Source organism: Alcanivorax sp. HI0007 (assembly GCF_001635525.1).
Classification (GTDB): domain Bacteria; phylum Pseudomonadota; class Gammaproteobacteria; order Pseudomonadales; family Alcanivoracaceae; genus Alcanivorax.
The window spans coordinates 14,152-31,966 of record NZ_LWEJ01000262.1 but is presented as its reverse complement, the minus strand read 5'-3'; the positions used below and the strand labels follow the sequence as shown (position 1 = coordinate 31,966).

At 59.4% G+C, this 17,815-nt stretch carries 15 protein-coding genes; 8 read left to right on the top strand and 7 right to left on the bottom strand.

What is annotated here, in order from left to right; genetic code table 11:
• Positions 1-96: 96 nt before the first annotated feature.
• Positions 97-1,971, bottom strand: coding sequence for a hypothetical protein (locus A3714_RS15475; protein ID WP_062815223.1), 1,875 nt, complete (start codon positions 1,969-1,971; stop codon positions 97-99).
• Positions 1,972-2,190: 219 nt separating this feature from the next.
• Between A3714_RS15475 and A3714_RS15470 the strand changes: the two genes are divergently transcribed.
• The gene (locus tag A3714_RS15470; RefSeq protein ID WP_062815224.1) at positions 2,191-2,856 is read left to right on the top strand and encodes an SDR family oxidoreductase; all 666 of its coding nucleotides are present in this window, start codon (positions 2,191-2,193) and stop codon (positions 2,854-2,856) included.
• 197 nt (positions 2,857-3,053) lie between these two features.
• On the opposite strand, the gene tmpT is transcribed toward A3714_RS15470, so the two are convergent.
• Positions 3,054-3,701 (bottom strand): thiopurine S-methyltransferase, encoded by a 648-nt coding sequence (gene tmpT / locus A3714_RS15465; RefSeq protein WP_062815225.1) that lies wholly within the window; start codon positions 3,699-3,701, stop codon positions 3,054-3,056.
• Positions 3,702-3,869: 168 nt separating this feature from the next.
• Between tmpT and A3714_RS15460 the strand changes: the two genes are divergently transcribed.
• Positions 3,870-4,466, top strand: coding sequence for a hypothetical protein (locus A3714_RS15460; protein ID WP_062815226.1), 597 nt, complete (start codon positions 3,870-3,872; stop codon positions 4,464-4,466).
• A 213-nt stretch (positions 4,467-4,679) separates the two neighbouring features.
• On the opposite strand, the gene A3714_RS15455 is transcribed toward A3714_RS15460, so the two are convergent.
• From A3714_RS15455 to A3714_RS15445, 3 genes are all read right to left on the bottom strand, one after another.
• Positions 4,680-6,677: a VIT and VWA domain-containing protein gene (locus A3714_RS15455; protein WP_062815227.1), complete on the bottom strand. Its 1,998-nt coding sequence runs from the start codon at positions 6,675-6,677 to the stop codon at positions 4,680-4,682.
• A gap of 150 nt (positions 6,678-6,827) precedes the next feature.
• The gene (locus tag A3714_RS15450; RefSeq protein ID WP_062815228.1) at positions 6,828-7,316 is read right to left on the bottom strand and encodes a hypothetical protein; all 489 of its coding nucleotides are present in this window, start codon (positions 7,314-7,316) and stop codon (positions 6,828-6,830) included.
• Positions 7,317-7,448: 132 nt separating this feature from the next.
• Positions 7,449-7,934: a YajQ family cyclic di-GMP-binding protein gene (locus tag A3714_RS15445; protein ID WP_062815490.1), complete on the bottom strand. Its 486-nt coding sequence runs from the start codon at positions 7,932-7,934 to the stop codon at positions 7,449-7,451.
• Between the two features lie 142 nt (positions 7,935-8,076).
• Here A3714_RS15445 and A3714_RS15440 point away from each other — a divergent pair, with 142 nt between their 5' ends.
• The 5 genes from A3714_RS15440 (at position 8,077) to A3714_RS15420 (ending at position 13,148) form a co-directional block, all read left to right on the top strand.
• On the top strand, positions 8,077-8,763 hold the full coding sequence (locus tag A3714_RS15440; protein WP_062815229.1) for a hypothetical protein: 687 nt from the start codon (positions 8,077-8,079) through the stop codon (positions 8,761-8,763).
• Between the two features lie 96 nt (positions 8,764-8,859).
• Positions 8,860-9,819 carry a hypothetical protein gene (locus A3714_RS15435; protein WP_062815230.1) on the top strand — a complete coding sequence of 320 codons (960 nt, stop codon included), beginning with the start codon at positions 8,860-8,862 and terminating at the stop codon, positions 9,817-9,819.
• A gap of 14 nt (positions 9,820-9,833) precedes the next feature.
• The gene (locus A3714_RS15430; protein ID WP_062815231.1) at positions 9,834-10,100 is read left to right on the top strand and encodes a hypothetical protein; all 267 of its coding nucleotides are present in this window, start codon (positions 9,834-9,836) and stop codon (positions 10,098-10,100) included.
• 115 nt (positions 10,101-10,215) lie between these two features.
• Positions 10,216-11,499, top strand: coding sequence for a pyridoxal phosphate-dependent aminotransferase (locus A3714_RS15425; RefSeq protein WP_063509188.1), 1,284 nt, complete (start codon positions 10,216-10,218; stop codon positions 11,497-11,499).
• 239 nt (positions 11,500-11,738) lie between these two features.
• A complete protein-coding gene (locus tag A3714_RS15420) occupies positions 11,739-13,148 on the top strand; it encodes an aldehyde dehydrogenase (protein WP_063509187.1) in 1,410 nt (469 codons plus the stop codon).
• Between the two features lie 54 nt (positions 13,149-13,202).
• Here the strand turns inward: A3714_RS15420 and A3714_RS15415 are convergent, their stop codons facing one another.
• Together A3714_RS15415 and A3714_RS15410 are read right to left on the bottom strand one after the other, a co-directional pair.
• Entirely contained in the window at positions 13,203-14,474 is a 1,272-nt protein-coding gene (locus A3714_RS15415; RefSeq protein ID WP_082844727.1) for an AarF/ABC1/UbiB kinase family protein, read from the bottom strand.
• 141 nt (positions 14,475-14,615) lie between these two features.
• The gene (locus A3714_RS15410) at positions 14,616-15,383 is read right to left on the bottom strand and encodes an outer membrane protein (protein WP_063527100.1); all 768 of its coding nucleotides are present in this window, start codon (positions 15,381-15,383) and stop codon (positions 14,616-14,618) included.
• A 255-nt stretch (positions 15,384-15,638) separates the two neighbouring features.
• Between A3714_RS15410 and katG the strand changes: the two genes are divergently transcribed.
• On the top strand, positions 15,639-17,807 hold the full coding sequence (katG, locus tag A3714_RS15405) for a catalase/peroxidase HPI (protein ID WP_063525788.1): 2,169 nt from the start codon (positions 15,639-15,641) through the stop codon (positions 17,805-17,807).
• The last annotated feature ends 8 nt before the right edge of the window (positions 17,808-17,815 follow it).

Below are 17,815 nucleotides of genomic sequence, written 5' to 3'. Positions count from 1 at the left end.
ACTGTAGCAAAGACGCGGTGACAGAAAAGGGGGAGGCGGGGCAGAAACAAAAAACGCCCCGTTAAAGGGGCGTTTTTTGTGAGGCTTGGTAGCGTATTAGCCGAGCAGACCCAGCAGGCCACCCAGTACCGGACCCAGTACCGGGATGGTGGTCAGGGCATCATTCAGCGGGGCCAGCAGGTTGCTGGCTTCGCTTTCACCCAGCAGGGATACCAGCAGGTTACCGACCAGATCGCCTACCAGCGGCAGTTCTTCCACCAGGGCGGAGACGGTATCCAGCAGGTTGCCGTTCTGGTCCAGGATGCCGTCCAGCAGGGAGGCAGGATCACCGCTCATCAGACCGCCCAGCAGGCTGCTCAGCAGCTCGCCGAGAACCGGAATCTGTTCCAGCATGGCCAGGTCCGGGGTCAGCATGTCGCCGCCAGCGCCGCCCTGCAGGGTGGTCAGGATCTGGTTGAGCAGATCACCCAGTACCGGAATCTCGTTGAGCATGTCGGTGCCCGGCAGCTCGCCACCGGTGCCAGCGCCGGTGAGGGCGGCCAGCAGTTCGTTGAGCACGTCACCCAGTACCGGAACCTGCTCCAGCAGGGCGGTGAACTGCTCCAGCTGGTCGGCGGAGTCGGTCAGGCAGTCCAGCGGGTTGGCGGCGTCACAGGACACAGCACCCAGCAGCTGGTTGACCACATCGCCCAGTACCGGCACGTTGGCCAGCAGGTCGGTCACCATGGCCAGTTGCTCGCCTTCCAGGGCGCCCATCAGGGCTTCCAGGCTCAGGGCGTCGGTGGGCAGGCCACCGCTGCCACCACCGGCTGCGCCATTGAGGATGTCGCCCAGTACCGGGATTTGCGTCAGCAGGTCAGGCAGGGATTGCAGGTCACCGAGGGTGTCGAACAGGTCGCCGCCGTTACCCAGCAGGCCGGCCAGTTGTTCACCCAGTACCGGGATCTGTTCCAGCATGGCGGGCAGTTCGCTCAGCAATTCCATGTTGCCCGGCTCGGCCAGGCCAGCCAGCAGGTCTTCCAGGATGCTCGGATCCAGCGGGCTTTGACCCAGCAGTTCGCCGATGGGGCCCAGGTTTTCGCCAGCCGCCAGCAGGCAGGTGAACGGGTCCGCGCCTTCCGGGCACAGTTCGCCCAGACCGCCGGTCAGGTTGAGGATGGAGCCCACGCCGCCGAGCACTTCGGTGAAGCATTGATCCGGCGCGAATTCCTCGGCCTTGGTGGCAATGGGGCACAGGGCCAGGGACAGGCTGTTCACGGTGCCGATCAGGGGTTCGCCCATGGCCAGGTTGTCCGCGACCTGGGTCAGGCAGAGCTGGGGATTGAGCGCGTTGTCGCAGCCCAGGTAGCCCAGTACGCCGGCCAGGGTGCTGTCCGGAACGGTGCTAAGGGCAACTACCACACACTCAAGCGGGTTTTCAGCGCCGGCACACAGCTGCTGGCCGATGGGGCCGCTGCTATCCAGGACGCCGCCCAGGGTGTCGATCAGATAAGGAACGCTTTCTTCCAGGCAGGTCGGCAGGAAAGTGGGTTCGCTCACACTGCCGAGCAGGTCGGTGTCAGTGGCGGCAACCGTGTTGGCGCAGAGCAGGCCCAGCACGTTGTCGTTGCCCAGGGAGATGTTGGTCAGCGCTTCGTTTTCGCAGGCCAGCACATCAATGGCGCCACCCAGCTGGGTGCCGAGCAGGGTCTGCGGGCAGACGGAAACGGTAAAGTGGTTGTTGGTGTCGATCAGCGTCAGAAGCTGTTGGCTCTCTTCGTCGGTGAGCGGCGGGGTCTCATCGTCGCCACCGTCTTCCCCCCCGGTGTCGCCACCGTCGGTATCACCCTCGTCTTCACCGCCAGTGTTGCCGGTTTCTTCGCTGGTGTTGCCGTTATCGTTGGTCGGGTTGCTGCCACCACCGCCGCCGCCGCAGGCGGCAAGGGTGACGAGCAGGGAGCTCATCAGCAGGATTTTCAAAAGATGTAGCATGGGTACTTCCCCCTTAATCTTCCATGAACACAAAGTGTGTATGACAGGCGTATCATCGCGATCCACCCATGCGCGCACTATATAAAATTCATTGCGGTGCCAATGTTGGCTAAAAATGTCGTTTTGTATCTGGTATTGCAGTGTTTTGTAATGCACAACAGAAGTGCTTGAATGGGGTGCCCGCTAAGTGGCTGGGATATCAACGGAAAGGAGGCAGATATGGCGAAGACAATTGTAATTACCGGCGCAAACCGGGGCATCGGCCTTGCACTGGCCCGGCACTGGAAGGCCCGTGGGGAAAGGGTGCTGGCGGTATGCCGTCAGGCGTCCACGGCGCTGATAGACAGTGGGGTGGAGGTCATTGACGGGGTGGATGTGAGCACCGCAGACGGGGTCAGCAACCTGACCAGTGCCCTGGGCGATACTCCGGTGGATATTCTCTACAACAACGCCGGCATCATGCTCAGTGAGACAGTGGACCAGATGGACTTTGAGCAGCTTCTGGACCAGTTCAAGGTCAACACCCTGGGCCCGCTGCGGGTGACCGTGGCATTGCTGGGCAATCTGCGTGAGGGCAGCAAGGTGGGATTGATGACCTCGCGGATGGGGTCCATCGCCGATAATACCTCCGGCAAGAAATACGGCTACCGCATCAGCAAGGCGGGCCTCAACGCGGCGGGTAAATCCCTGGCGCTGGACCTGCACGATCGCGGCATTGCCGTGGCAATCTTGCACCCCGGTTGGGTACAGACCGATATGACCGGCAACAGCGGTAATCTGACCGTGGACGAAGCAGCGGCCAACCTGATTGCCCGCATGGATGAACTGAACCTGGAAAACAGCGGCACCTTCTGGCACTCCGACGGCAGCGTGTTGCCCTGGTGATTTGATCGTGAGTGCGGCCAGATCAGGAAATATTTTTCCAAAGAGGGCCGAGAGGTGCGTGCTCTGCCATTTTGCGAAGAGTGTCTTTTGCAGGAGCTATGCTTGCATGGCGAAGGCTTGGGAGCGCAATGGGAGCATAGCTCCTGCAAGGCGAGCCGGCTTGCGGGTCTCGAGCACGCCGGCCCTCTACGAAAAAATCAGTCCAGCAGAAACGCATTTTCGTATAACGCCGATAGCCCTTTCTCCCGGAAAACCGGTTCGTGGTCGAGAATCATTTTTCGGGAGAGTGAGGTTACCCGGTAGTGATCGCCGTACCGCGTTTCCACTTCCTCCTGGTCCACCGAAAACGGCGGCCCCGCCATCTGCTGTTGATCATATTCCAGCGTGATCAGTAACTGCCGCGTCCTGTGGGTCAGCGTCTGCAGATGGCGGGCATACCGTGCGCGCAGTGTGTCCGGCAGGGCGATCAGGGCGGCGCGGTCATAGATCGCATCCACGGCGGGAAGATCATCGGGCGTCAGCAGAAAAATGTCGCCCTGAAAGACGGTCAGGTCACCCTGCCGGTAACGGTTGCCACCTTGCCAGGGGGAGATCTCCGGTTGGCGGTTCAGGGACGCGAACAGGTCGGTGACGGCTTTCCCGGACAGCTCCGCGCCGATCACGCTGTAGCCCTGCTCCAGCAGATAGCCAATATCCAGTGTCTTGCCACACAAGGGCAGAAAAAGGGTCTGCCCGGCTTTCAGTGACAGCTCGACCAGATACCGTTGCAAGAGTGGATGGACCTGGGGCAGGTGAAAGCCCAGTTCCCCGTTGTGCCATTTCTGATGCCAGAATGCCGGATCCATGGTGTCGCCTTGAATGTCAGAGTCAGTGCTGTTTCGGTCAATCTTGCCACGATGCCCGGTTATTGTGCGGGAACAAACCCTGCTTGTATCGCCACTAAGAGACTCAGTCCGCATCGTTTAGCAGAAACCGTAACGTCCCATTCAGAGACTTGCCAAGGAGAGCAGGCCATGACGCACGCTGTGCGCTTTCAGCATCCCCGTTATACCATCCGCCGCAAATTCTTCCGGCTGTTTGGTGATGCCTTTCATCTCTACACGGACACGGGCGAGCTGGCGCTATATTCCAACATGAAGCGCTTCCGCATCCGCGAGGATATTCGCCTGTATGCGGATGACACCCAGGAGCAGGAGCTGCTGCGGATTTCCACACGCAGTATTTTTGATTTTGCTGGCGCCTACGACGTGCATGATTCGCAAGGCAATGAGCATGTGGGTACGTTGCGGCGGTCGGGTTTCAAGTCTTCCTTCCTGCGCGATCACTGGACCTTCCTGGATAGCGAGGGTCGGGAAATTGGCACCCTGGAAGAAGACTCCATGCTCAAGGCGCTGGTGCGCCGCTATATCGAATTTCTGGCGTTCTTCTTTCCGCAGCATTACCACGCCAGTGTGGCCGACAAGCCCGTGGCGGAATATCGACAGCGATTTAACCCTTTCATTCTCAAACTGGATGTGGATTTCAGTGCCGACCGGGACGGTCGGTTGGACAAACGCCAGGGGATTGCCGCCGGGGTGCTGTTGTCGGCGATCGAGGGTCGGCAGGAGTAAAGAGGTTCATCGCCGCTTAGAGGAAACGGAAGCGGCCACCGACCGTGTAGGGTGCACTGAGCCTAGGGCGAACTGCACCGATTCGGCGCTTTATGGTGCAGTTCGCCCTAGGCTCAGTGCACCCTACATTTGGAAAGCCGTGGGGGTTTGCGGCCATAAAAAATTCCGGACAGGGGAGACCCTGCCCGGAAAGGGTTGCTGTCATCAGTTGATTCATTGGCGCCGGCGCAGCCCGCCGCCGACCAGCAGGATCAGGAAGGGCAGTAGGGTACCGATGCCGAAGGCGCCGCCACTGCCGCTGCCGCCGCTGTAGGAGGGACGGTTCGTGGTGTACATGGGCTGTGCCTGGTCCACGCGGTTGCTGGTGGGCGCGTTGGCCTGCCGCTGGGCCTTGGCGAGTTTTTCGATTTCCCGGCGTTTGGCATTGCGACGTTCGATGCCGTACTCCTCAAAGACTTCGTCGCGCAGCACCACCATGGAGGTGTAGTTGGTGACCAGGCCGTATTCCAGGCCCAGGTCGACGATGCCCTGCTGCAGATCCTTTTCTTCACCGAAATAATTGATCTCCCGTTGCATGTCCTGGCCGGCCACGTTGGCGCGCAGGGTGACATTCGCCGGACCATCGCCCCAGTAATGGCCGAGCAGGACGATCTGGCGGCCGTGGTAGATGCTGCCGATGCGCTGCGGTTGCAGGTCGGCGGTGCGCACACCATCGATGTCTATCTCCACATCATTCATGGCCTGGTGGGTGAGCTTGGCGGTGGCGTTCAGAATCTGTCCGGCGATGTCGTCGCTGTTGGAGACGCTGAGGGCAAAGCCGTTGCTGGCATCCGTCATGGCGGTGAGCATGGGGCGGTTGGCGCTGTTACCCATGACAAAGGTGAATAGCCGAACGTCATGGTTTTTCAGCAAGTCGATAAAATCTTTTTGTTGGGTCTTGCCCACGTTGGCCACGCCATCGGTGACCAGCACGATGCCGGTGGGACGGTCTGCGTCCAGGGGTTTCAGGGCCAGGCTCAGGCCGCCGAACAGGTTGGTGCCGCCACGGGATTGCAGCTGCATGACTTTCTGCGTGTAGCGACGAATGCTGTCCGGGGTGGCATCCACGAAGCCATTAGTGAGTTCTTCGGCGCGGTCATCAAACAGCACGATACGGAAACGGTCTCCGCCGCGCAGTTTGCCCAGGGCCTGGCTGACGCCGTCGGCCAGGGTGGCAAGTTTGGCATTCATGGAACCGGAGATATCCAGCACGAACACCCAGTCGCTGCCGGTGGTGATTGGCGGCAGGTCGTCACCGGGGGTGATGCTGAGCATGAAGGTGCCGCGGTCTTTCCCCGGGGCCTTGTAGGCAACCAGATCCACGCTGCCGGGCAGGTCTTGCTGGTGGCGCCAGTAGACGACGATGTCCTGATTCAGGGTAAAGGCATTGGCCGGCTGGCCATTGGCAGCGGGAGGGGCGAAGTTGGTGCTTTGGCTGTTGTCGTCTTCCTCGCTGACAACGGTTGCGGTGCGATTATCCAGTTTTACCTGCCAGTGTTGCGGGCCCAGTTGCTGGATCTGTGCCTGGGGATGTTTGGGCAGGCGCAGGGCGTCCACCGGGTAGCCGCTGCGCAGGTTGAGGGTGAAACTGAAATGTTCCTCGACACTGTCGTTGGCGGTCCAGAACGCCAGCTTTTGTTCGTCCACCCCGCCTTCTTCCAGCGGGTACACATAGCGACCGATGCCGGTATCCACAAAGGCCGGCTGCATGTAGACCAGCCGCACCCGGGTGTCCTGGCCGGCGCGTACCGGTTGCACCCGCACATTGAAGGCCTTGTAGCTGTCCTTCTCGGTGAGTCCGGCTTCGCGGCCAGCGGCTTTTTCCTTTTCATAGACTTGGCGGGCCTGCTGTTTTTCCAGCACCTCGCCGATTACAGGCTTGCCGTCGATCCACACAGTGAACTCGGCCACGGTGCCGCGCTCCGGGACCGGGAAGCGGTAGTAGGCTTCCAGGTCCTGGTCATTGGGATTGTGGAAGACCTGCTCCACCTCGGTGATGGCGTAGCCGTCTTCCACGTCCACGGTGACATGCTGTTCGCGAATTTGCAGTGGTGGCAGGCCGCTGTTGGTTGGCGTCATCAGCCCCGCGGCCAGGGCCGGGGTGGTCAACATGCTGCCCAGCAGCAGCGCCAGGCCGGCAAACAATCGGGTCAATCCGTTCCTGAAACCCATGATGGTTCTCCTTGTTATGGATCATGGGATTCGTTGTACCGGTGGCGAGGCTATTTGTTAAACAGTGTTCATTAACAATTCATGTCGCGGAGTGTTCAATAGCGAACCGGCCCGGGGCCGGCGCGCGAGGTGCCAGGCCGCGGTATCGGCTCAGCGTGGCAGTTGCTGGCGGGTCTGAGCGATCAAAGAGGCAAAATCCGGTCGGGCGATGATTGCCAGCACCAGGCTGAAGATGCCATTGAGGATGGCCAGATGGGCATCGGCCTGCATCAGGCAGAAGGCGATGACGAGCATGGCAACAACATCGAGCAGTCCCAGCAGGATGAACATGCTGGTCTGCACTTTCATGGCGGCAGTCTCATCATCGCTGCTGGCAGGAAGGCCTTGCAGGGGGCGCCGTGCCATGGCTTCCGGTGACATCAGCAGATTGCGCAGCGGTCGGGCTACCACCAGCGTCAGCGCCATGGCGCCGATAGCGCCCATGCGCAGAGTGTCGGTGGGGACCAGCTCCATGGGCGCCTGGTACTGGCCGAAGCCGATCATCAGGGCGATGGCGATGCCGATCATCATGGGGGCGGCGAGCACGGTGAACCAGAGCAGGTTGAGGCGTGGCACCGCCGGGTGCGAAGTAGCGGACATGATGTCTCCTTATTATTGTTATTGATCCTGGAACCAGCGAGCCTTTCGCCAGCCTCTGCAGGAGCTAGGCTTGCATGGCGAACGTGCCCAACACCCCATTCGCCATGGCAGCATAGCTCCTGCAAATAGTACTTAGTCTCTAAAATTATTGAACTGCAGCGGCGTTTCAATTTTGGATTCGCGCAGCAGCGCTATCACCGCTTGCAGGTCATCCCGTTTCTTGCCGTTCACCCGCACCTGGTCACCTTGAATGGAGGCCTGCACCTTGAGCTTGCTGTCCTTGATCATCTTGACGATCTGCTTGGCGAGGGGCTGGTCGATGCCCTGGCGGAAGGTCAGGGTCAGCGAGAAGGTCTTGCCGCTGTGCTCGGGCTTCTCCGGACGGTCAGCGCCGGCGACGCTGATGCCCTGTTTCACGGCCGCCTTGGCAAACAACTCTTCCAGCTGCTGCACCTGAAAGTCCGATTGGGTTTTCAGGGTCACATCCAGACCATTCTGTTCAATGCTGGCTTCCACGCCACGGAAGTCGAAACGATTGGCCAGGTCACGGTTGGCGTTTTCCACCGCGTGGCGCAGGGCTACTTCATCAATTTCAGAGACGATATCGAAAGAGGGCATGATCAGTCCGCACACATATTCCGTTGTAAGAAGGTTGCGATTATAGTCTTTTTTGGTCTGCGCGTGCCCATTGGGGTGGCGCCGGGCTTTACCGTTCAGGAAGAACGGCAAAACAGCATCATAACCATCGCGAGGGAACGTAATGAGTCAAGCCAATGCAATTGTCGTACTGTGCCCAAAACGTCCGGATCTGGCCGGCCAGCCATTGCTGGGGCATGTGGGCTGGGGGTTTGAACTGCCGGACGGGCAGTGGATGGTGGGAGCCGTGGAAGGTGACGGCTGGAGCAACGGGAACGGCATGAACGGTTTCTGGTCACGCCGGGTGCCGGGCGAACGGCAGGCCACCCAGGTCTTTGCCAACATGGTGCATCAGGGAGCCGAGTATAATTATTTCAAATATCTGACCATGACTCACCAGGTATGGCCTGATCCGGATGCGGCACTGCGTGTCATGGCCTGGGTCAGTGCTCAGCCTTATCAGCTGTTCGGTCGCAACTGCATGAATTCCACCTACGATGTTCTCCGCGCCTTTTCCCGAGGGGGACATTTCAATGGCAAGATCCTGCCGAATCCGGATTTCAACTGGATTCCCAATGGCTGGTTCAATGCCATCCAGGTGCCACAGAGCGACTACCATCACCTCCCTCCTGCGTCCCAGCCCGTTCAGGCGTTTGCGGCCGCCCAGGAGGATCTGCAGGCAGCGGCGGAATGCCCGGACTGGCGTAATCCGGAATCGGAAAACTATCTGCCCGTCGGGGAGGCGCCCAATGAGGCTGTGGAGGCCGTGGAGGTGCCGCCCCCGGTGAATGCAGCGGGCGTGGGCGGATAAATTGGCACGTACGCTTTATATGCAATAAATGCCATTTTGGTTAGAGTTGGGTGCGCACACCGGAGTGTGCGTATCCAACTCTGCCAGGAGGCAAACATGTCACTCAAGGAACGGTTGTCCGCAGATAATCTGCTGGATTCTCTCCCGGTTTCCCGGGATCTTCTCACTCGTCTGGGCGTACTCGGCGCCCAGGTTTCCCGCAAGATCGCCATCGATCAGGTCAGCGTGCAAGACGGCACGCTCAATAACCTGCGCGTGGACAAGGTCACTCTGGGTAGCGCCAGCATTGGCAACCTGCACGTGGAAAACACCCAGGCCTCGGTCGATAGCGCCAGAGCCGTGCTCAATCAGGTACGTACCCTTGTCGAGCTGGGTTTCCGGCTCGATTGGAAAATTGATCTGGGCTGGCTGGGCAGCTGGGATGGCAGCGAGGATATGGGCAGCCTGGATATCCCGGTGGATCTGGGCACCATCACGGTGCCGGACCTGGGCAATATCGACCTGCAGATTCCGGCCATTGATATCCCCGGTCTGGTGGCGCAGATGAAACGCATCGACCAGCTCAACCTAGGCAACCTGGACCTGTCAGGTATTCGCCTGGATAAACTGGGCCTGCCCAGCGCCGGGTTGTCCGTGTCCGGTATGGGTATCGGTGAGCTGTCGCTCAGTTCCCTGTCGGTACCGGGCGCCAACGGCGAAGCGATGCGGGTGAATCGTGCCGCGCCCACCGAACAACTCACTCTGCCCGGTGCCAGCCTGGAAAACATCAGCATCCCGTCTGTGACCATGCCAGCGGCCACCAGCCAGGCATTCAATGTGGATGCCACGGCCTCGGATAAATCCCTGGGGGTGGATCTGGGCATCCTCAAGGTGAGTATTGCGGTGACCCCTACGGTGCATCTGAACGTGGGCAGCATGACGCTCAGTGATGCCAAACTCGGTGCGACCCTGGGCAAGGTATCGCTCAACGACATCAGCCTGCCGGTGGCCCTGGAGGGCATCAGCGGCGGCGAGCTGGGGCTGAACAGCATCAGCGTCAATAAACTCACATTCTGAACAGGGAGGTTGTCATGACATTGAGCCACAAGGAATTCGAAAAACGCTGGGAGCAGGCCCACCGCAAACAGCAGATCACACAGAAAAAGACGTCCATTGCTCCACTGGTGCATCTGTCGGTACTGACGATCCTGGACAACTACATGCACCAGTTGCACAAGGCGGTAGAGGGCCATGCGCTCAGCAAGGAAGAGTGCGACGCGGTCTGTAAAAAAATCGCCGAGCTGAAACCGCTGGCGAAAAAGGCGGATGCCAAGGCGGCAAAATACCTGAAGGTGTGACCCGCGGTTTATCTGTCACCGTTGTGCCTGCCGTCACCGGGTCTGCGCACTTTGCAGCCCGGTGACAACCCGGTAGGGTCGAAAGAACGCTGTCTTGTTCAGGGGGATTTTGATCATGCCGTTCCAGCCCGATGTACACCTCAACCTGAATGTCCGTGGTCTGGGGGTGTCTGCCACCCTGGCCATCAATGAGCGCAGCAATGCCCTGCGACAACAGGGGCGACAGGTCTACAAGCTGGGGCTGGGGCAGTCGCCGTTTCCGGTGCCTCCCTCGGTGGTGGACGCGTTACGTCAGTTTGCCGGTGAGAAGGATTATCTGCCGGTGAAAGGCTTGCCGGCGTTGCAGGAAGCCATCGCCAGTCATCTGGACCGGGAGCACGATGTGGCCTTCCGGGGCGAAGACATCATGATCGGGCCGGGCTCCAAGGAGCTTATGTTCATCCTGCAGCTGGTCTACTACGGTGACCTGGTGATCCCCACGCCGAGCTGGGTGTCCTACGCGCCCCAGGCCAGCATCATCGGTCGCCGCGTGCACTGGCTGCCGACCCACCGGCACAATCACTGGAAGCTCAGTGCCGATAGCCTGGATGCCCTGTGTCAGCGTGACCCGGGTCGTCCACGCCTGGTGATCCTCAATTATCCGGCCAATCCCCACGGCTATACCTTTACCGACGATGAGTTGCAGGAAATTGCCGAGGTGGCCCGCCGTCATCGACTGATTCTTCTCAGCGATGAAATTTACGGGCGCACCCGCTACGACGGTCAGCACCGCTCCATCGCCCGTTACTACCCGGAAGGCACCATCATCAGTGACGGCCTGAGCAAGTGGTGTGGTGCGGGAGGATGGCGTCTGGGGGCCTTTGCTTTCCCGCCCAATCTGTCCTGGCTGCGCGATGCCATGGCCACCGTGGCCAGCGAAACCTATACCTCGGTGGCCGCGCCGATCCAGCATGCGGCAGTGAGTGCTTTTCAGGGTGGCGCTGACATTGATGACTACCTGTTTCAATCACGGCGTATTCTGAAAGGATTGGCGGCTTACCAAGTGGCTGCCTATCAGCGGGCCGGGCTGGATCTTGCCATGCCCGATGGCGCCTTTTACCTGTTCCCGGATTTCAGTCCGCTGGCAGAGCGCTTACACCAGCGGGGGATTCATGACAGCGCGGCGCTGTGTGAAGCCTTGCTGGAAGATACCGGTGTGGCCACCTTGCCGGGCGACGCCTTTGGTCGCCCGGCGGGAGAACTGACCTTGCGTCAGGCCTTTGTGGATTTTGATGGCCAGGCGGCCCTGGATGGCGCAGCCAAGGTGACGGCGGAAGCATCGCTGGGCGATGATTTTCTGCGGCAATATTGTGGCAACTGCACCACCGCCATGGACCGTATTGTGGACTGGTTGGCGTAACCTTTTCTGTCGTTGCAGGAGCCATGCAAGCATGGCTCCGACAAAAAATCATAAGGTATATATGGCAGCGGGACATGTATGTCCCGTTTGTTTAAGTAAAAGAAAAAAATAGCGGTTTTCGCCACTTTCTGATTGTTTTGGTCAGGTGCTTTGCCCGCTTTGTCTAGAGCCTGGGCGTCACCCATGGAACACTCGTTTTCCCAACCCTTGCGGTTAAACGAATAATGAGGAGGTGCGCCATGGGTGCGGTATTGGACAGTGAAAACCTGAAGCAGTCACAAAGCTGGGCTGGCGTCGCGGTGGATCGACAGCGACGGTTTTTCGAGACCGGCGCAACCCGCAGCTATGACTTTCGCGTGCGTCAGCTGAGCAAACTGAAGGACGCCATTGTCCAGTATCAGGAAGAGATTCAGGAAGCGCTCAAGGTGGATATTGGCCGCCCGCCCTTCGAGGCCTATATCGAGATCACTACAGCGATCGAAGATCTCAAGCACACCCTCAAGCACCTGAAAAGCTGGATGAAGCCAAAAAAAGTCGGCACATCAATGTGGGCCCAGCCCGGTCGTAGCCGCATCGAGTCCACCCCCCAGGGCGTGACCTTTTTGATGGGGCCGTACAACTACCCCTTCCTGTTGCTGGTGCAGCCTCTGATCGGTTCCATCGCGGCGGGTAACACGGCCATTCTCAAGCCGTCATCACTGAACCCCACCGTGGCGAATGTGATTGAGAAAATGATGAAGGAATGCTTCAGCGAGGAATACGTGGCGGTATTCAAGGGCAGCACCGAAGTGACCAATGTGCTGCTGGAAGAGCGCTTCGATCATATTTTCTTTACCGGCAGTCCCCGTGTCGGCCGTATCGTCATGGCGGCAGCAGCGAAGCATCTCACCAAGGTCACCCTGGAGCTGGGTGGCAAGAGCCCGACCATCGTGCACAAGGATGCCAACCTAAAAGTGGCGGCGCGTCGGATTATCGCCGGCAAGATGCTCAACGTGGGTCAGACCTGTATCGCGCCGGACCATGTTCATGTCCATGCGGATATCCGCGATGCCTTTGAAAAGGAAATGGTGAAGACGCTGCGGGATTTTTATGGGGATGCGTCGAGCCAGAATCCGGATCTGGGCCGTATGATCAACGACCGGCATTTCCAGCGGGTGGCCGCACTGATCGATAAGGCCCGGGTGCTGGCGGGTGGCCAGACCGATGCGGGACAGCGCTATATTGCGCCGACGCTGTTGAAAGATATCTCCATGGACGATGCCATCATGCAGGAAGAAATCTTCGGGCCAGTGTTACCCATGTTGACCTACCAAAGCCTGGAAGAGCTGATCGGCAACCTGAAGAAATTGCCGGAATATCCGTTGGCGCTGTATCTGTTTACCAGTAGTGATCAGGTGGAGCGCCAGGTGCTCGATAGCACCCAGTTCGGTGGCGGATGTATCAACAATACCGTGATGCATGTGGCCAACCCGAACCTGCCGTTTGGTGGTGTGGGGGAAAGCGGTATGGGCGCCTATCACGGCAAGAACTCGTTCGATGCCTTCTCCCACAAGCGCAGCATCCTCAAGGCCACCACCCTGTTCGATATCAAGTTTCGCTACGCCCCTTACAAGGACAAGGTGAACATGCTCAAGAAGATGATCAAGTAACGTCGGCGGCGTATTGGTGCCGTTCGCCTCAGGAACTGCACCATGGCGCTCGGCTTAACGGGCGCCAAAACCTCCCCAGGAAAACGGAATCTGATAGCGGGTCATCAGCCCGCCCACGGTAATCAGCACCCGCACCATGGCCACGAAGGCATCCGGCATCACCAGCCGCAGGCGGCGGAATTCGTCCAGCAGGGTGCGCAGGTTATCGGCCAGGGTGGTGTCGCTATCCTGACGGGCGGAGACCAGTGCGGCGGACAATTTTTCCAGTCGTTCCTCGCTGAGCCCGCCAAAGCCGGCCGCTTCGAACAGCGGCAGCAAGGGGCCATCGCCCATGCCCAGCAAGCGCATCAGCAATGCGGTGTAATGCTGGCGATCTGCGGCGGCTACCTGCTCCACGGCACCGAAATCCAGCACCGCCAGGTCGCCCTCCGGCGTCACGATAAAGTTGCCCGGGTGCGGGTCCGCATGAAACAGACCGAACTCCAGCACCTGCTGCATCATGCTCGCCTGCAAGCGCTCCAGCAGGGGAATGGCCCGCGCTTCATCCTCGCGCAACACTGTGGAAAGGCTCTGCCCCTCGATCCACTCCGTCACCAGCATCTGTGCACTACACAGGGTGGGATAAACCCTTGGCACCTTGATGCCGGGCAGGTGGGGCAGTTCGCTGAAATCCCGCATGTGGGCCATTTCCTGGCGGAAATCCAGCTCCCGCTCGGTGGTGGTGATGAGCTGGTTGATGATCTGCTCCACATCCACTTCCCGCAGCAGTGGCTTCAGGGCCTTCGCCAGCAAACGCAAGGCCGCGGCATCTTCGGCAAATTCCTGGCTGACCCGGGGTTGCTGCAGTTTGACCGCCACCTGGGCGCCGGATTTCAGGGTGGCGTTATGCACCTGGGCGATGGAAGCGGCGGCCATGGGAATGATATTGAAGGCACTGAAGGAGTCCGCCCAGTCATGCCCCAGCTGGGCTTTCAGCCAGGGCTGGATGTCATCGAAGTGAGCCTTGGGGGCGTTTTCGCGCAGATGGGCAAAGGCATCGATATAGGGGGCAGGCAGCAGGTCCGGGCGGCAACTGAGAAACTGGGCAAACTTGATCCAGGCGCCGCCGTTATCCCGGAACAGGGTTGCCAGGCTGTCCGCCACTTCCTCATGGAGCGGGTACAGCGCCTGCTCGTCGCCACTGCCTAGCACCTTGCGGTGTTTCCAGACCACTTTCTGCAGGCCGGCCGCGGTGGCCAGTACCCGCTTGTAGCGTCCACGGGCGTTCCACAGCATGCGGGTGGTTTCACCGAGTGTCTGGGGCTGGTCGGGCGTGGTCGATTCCATGGGGATCCCTTTGCCAATGCGATATTGGCAGCATAGCAAAGGTGGTCCTGTGATGTGATAAATCCGCAATGACAGGGGAGAGGGGCCCGTCCTTATCCATGGAGGGCCCCCGGGTGTGACAAAAAATGAGCAAGGCGACGTTTAGAACTTGTAGGCAGCGCCGACTTCGAGGGTTTGCCGAACGACTTCAATCGTCGCATCAGCACCGAAACTCGAACCGCTCTGAGCAGGAATAGCGGTGAAGTCGAAGTCACCATAATCGGCGTGTCGGTACTCTGCTCTCAGCACCAGGTTATCCGACAGGAAGTGTTCCGCCCCGAAACCCAGGGTCCAGCCGGTCATGCGCTCGTCATCACTGAAACGCTGGAGACCGTCTGCCGGGTTGCAAACGTTGGTATCGGCGGGGCAGGTGCTTGTCGTTTCGACTTCAAGCTGGGATACGCCCAGGCTGCTGTAAACCATGGTGTTGTTATTCACCATGTAGCCGCCGCGAAAGCTCAGGCCCAGCGCCAGATCATCAGTCTCGACCTCGGAAAAACTGGTCGGGTTGGAGTCGGGGTCTCCCAGCCCGGGAATCCGGTTGCGGATTTCGTCGCTGGCATCGCTCATCAGCGCCGAGAATTCAGCACCCATCACCCATTTCCCCTGTCCGACTACCCAGTTATAACCGGTAAAAAGGCCATAGCTGGTATCTGAGTCATCCAGTGATTCGGTGGGATCAGAAAATGGCGCAATCAGGTTGCCGTTGGGCTCGAAGGTTCGTTCGGTTTTCCAGTCCATATCCGTGCTTTGGTAACCAAGCGATACACCAGCGTAAAAACCGCCAGGGTTGGTCTCAGCCAGAGCTGGTGTTGACAGGACAGCAAGTGACAATGCGCCGGTCATGGCAAGCAAGTGTAGGTTTTTCATTGGTTCCGTTTCCCTTTTATAGTCCAGCAGCCATCTTAGTCCATATGCTACTATTTGTGTAACTGTCGTGAATGTGATGCTCCTGGGGAATTTGGGTCGGGGAGTGTGTTTTTTGACGTGATATTGACGCAAACACTGTCGCGTTTAATAAAAACTATCACCGTATTTGGCAAACTAAACTGGTCAAGATGACCTCTAAGGGACTACAACAGAGTAATAAATACGCCGAACCCACCCATAAGGAAGGAGAGCGCTATGACAGAGAGTAAATGCCCGATTAAACACGCGGCAGGGGGTGGCACCACAAACCAGGACTGGTGGCCCAACCAGCTGCGTCTGGACCTCCTCAATCAGCATTCCTCCAAGTCCAATCCCATGGATGAGGACTTCGATTACGCCAAAGCATTCAACAGTCTGGATCTTGATGCAGTAAAGAAAGATCTGGATGCGCTCATGACAGATTCCCAGGACTGGTGGCCGGCGGACTTTGGTCACTATGGTGGTCTATTTATCCGGATGGCCTGGCACAGTGCCGGCACCTACCGTATCGGTGATGGTCGCGGCGGCGGCGGTCGTGGCCAGCAACGGTTTGCCCCCCTGAACAGCTGGCCGGATAACGTGAACCTGGATAAGGCGCGCCGCTTGCTGTGGCCGATCAAGCAGAAATACGGTCGCAAGATTTCCTGGGCGGACCTGATGATTCTCGCCGGTAACGTGGCGCTGGAATCCATGGGCTTCAAGACGTTCGGTTTTGCCGGTGGTCGTGAAGACACCTGGGAGCCGGACCTGGATGTGTACTGGGGGGCGGAAAAAGGCTGGCTGGATGGCGACAAGCGTTATTCCGGCAAACGGGACCTGGAAAACCCCCTGGCCGCGGTACAGATGGGCCTGATCTACGTGAATCCGGAAGGTCCGGATGGCAACCCGGATCCGAAAGCCGCTGCCCATGATATCCGCGAAACCTTTTCCCGCATGGCCATGGACGACGAGGAAACCGTGGCCCTGATTGCCGGCGGGCACACCTTCGGCAAGGCCCATGGTGCCGGCGACCCGGACAAGATTGGTCCCGATCCGGAAGCTGCAGGCCTGGCGGAACAGGGCATGGGCTGGCACAACCCGGTGGGTACCGGCAAGGGCGACGACACCATGGGTGGCGGCCCGGAGGTGACCTGGAGCCAGACGCCAACCCAGTGGAGTAATTACTTTTTCGAAAACCTGTTTGGGTATGAATGGGAGCTGACCACCAGCCCGGCCGGTGCCAAGCAGTGGGTGGCCAAGGATGCGGATGAAGTCATTCCGTACGCCCAGGATAAAACCAAAAAGCACAAGCCGATGATGCTGACCACGGACCTGTCGCTGCGTTTTGATCCGGACTACGAAAAGATTTCCCGTCGCTTCTACGAGAACCCGGAGGAATTCGCCGAGGTATTCGCCCGTGCCTGGTTCAAGCTCACCCACCGTGACATGGGTCCCCGTGCCCGCTACCTGGGCCCGGAAGTGCCCAGCGAGGAGCTGATCTGGCAGGATCCGGTGCCGCCGGTGGATCATGAACTGGTCAATGATCAGGACGTTGCCGCACTCAAGGGCAAGATCCTGGAGAGTGGATTGTCCGTGTCCGAACTGGTGTCCACCGCCTGGGCCTCTGCCTCCACCTTCCGTGGCGGCGACAAGCGTGGCGGCGCCAACGGTGCCCGCATTAGGCTGGCCCCGCAGAAGGACTGGGAAGTGAATCAGCCGCAGCAACTGGCCAAGGTGCTGAAGACTCTGGAAGGCATCCAGAGTGACTTCAACAGCGGCAACAAGGCGATCTCGCTGGCAGACCTGATCGTGCTGGCCGGGGGTGTGGGTATCGAGAAGGCGGCGAAAGAGGCTGGCCACGATGTGACCGTACCCTTCCATCCGGGACGGACCGATGCCACTGAGGAGCAGACCGATGTGGCCTCCTTCGAGCCCCTGGAGCCCGCAGCAGATGGTTTCCGCAACTACCAGAAAGGCAAGTTCAGCATCGGTGCGGAACACCTGCTGGTGGACCGGGCCCAGTTGCTCACGCTGACGGCACCGGAGATGACCGCACTGGTGGGTGGCCTGCGTGTACTGGGCGCCAATCACGACGGCAGCCAGCACGGTGTGTTCACCGACAAGCCGGGCACGCTGAGCAACGACTTCTTCGTCAACCTGCTCGACATGGACACGGAGTGGAAAGCCACCTCCAGCGATGAAGAGGCGTTCGAAGGCCGTGATCGCGACAGCGGCAAGGTGAAGTGGACCGGCACCCGGGTGGATTTGGTGTTCGGTTCCAACTCGGTGCTGCGTGCCCTTGCCGAGGTCTATGCCTGCGCCGATGGTCAGGAGAAGCTGGTCAACGACTTCGTGGCGGCCTGGACCAAGGTGATGGAGCTGGATCGCTTTGATCTGAAGCAGTAATCAATCCC

Excerpts from the sequence above, each read along its gene's own strand:
- katG (WP_063525788.1), top strand. The coding sequence starts at position 15,639 with ATGACAGAGAGTAAATGCCCGATTAAACACGCGGCAGGGGGTGGCACC.
- A3714_RS15425 (WP_063509188.1), top strand. The coding sequence starts at position 10,216 with ATGCCGTTCCAGCCCGATGTACACCTCAACCTGAATGTCCGTGGTCTG.
- tmpT (WP_062815225.1), bottom strand. The coding sequence starts at position 3,701 with ATGGATCCGGCATTCTGGCATCAGAAATGGCACAACGGGGAACTGGGC.
- A3714_RS15445 (WP_062815490.1), bottom strand. The coding sequence starts at position 7,934 with ATGCCCTCTTTCGATATCGTCTCTGAAATTGATGAAGTAGCCCTGCGC.
- A3714_RS15440 (WP_062815229.1), top strand. The coding sequence starts at position 8,077 with ATGAGTCAAGCCAATGCAATTGTCGTACTGTGCCCAAAACGTCCGGAT.
- A3714_RS15450 (WP_062815228.1), bottom strand. The coding sequence starts at position 7,316 with ATGTCCGCTACTTCGCACCCGGCGGTGCCACGCCTCAACCTGCTCTGG.
- A3714_RS15435 (WP_062815230.1), top strand. The coding sequence starts at position 8,860 with ATGTCACTCAAGGAACGGTTGTCCGCAGATAATCTGCTGGATTCTCTC.
- A3714_RS15455 (WP_062815227.1), bottom strand. The coding sequence starts at position 6,677 with ATGGGTTTCAGGAACGGATTGACCCGATTGTTTGCCGGCCTGGCGCTG.
- A3714_RS15415 (WP_082844727.1), bottom strand. The coding sequence starts at position 14,474 with ATGGAATCGACCACGCCCGACCAGCCCCAGACACTCGGTGAAACCACC.
- A3714_RS15420 (WP_063509187.1), top strand. The coding sequence starts at position 11,739 with ATGGGTGCGGTATTGGACAGTGAAAACCTGAAGCAGTCACAAAGCTGG.
- A3714_RS15470 (WP_062815224.1), top strand. The coding sequence starts at position 2,191 with ATGGCGAAGACAATTGTAATTACCGGCGCAAACCGGGGCATCGGCCTT.
- A3714_RS15410 (WP_063527100.1), bottom strand. The coding sequence starts at position 15,383 with ATGAAAAACCTACACTTGCTTGCCATGACCGGCGCATTGTCACTTGCT.
- A3714_RS15475 (WP_062815223.1), bottom strand. The coding sequence starts at position 1,971 with ATGCTACATCTTTTGAAAATCCTGCTGATGAGCTCCCTGCTCGTCACC.
- A3714_RS15430 (WP_062815231.1), top strand. The coding sequence starts at position 9,834 with ATGACATTGAGCCACAAGGAATTCGAAAAACGCTGGGAGCAGGCCCAC.
- A3714_RS15460 (WP_062815226.1), top strand. The coding sequence starts at position 3,870 with ATGACGCACGCTGTGCGCTTTCAGCATCCCCGTTATACCATCCGCCGC.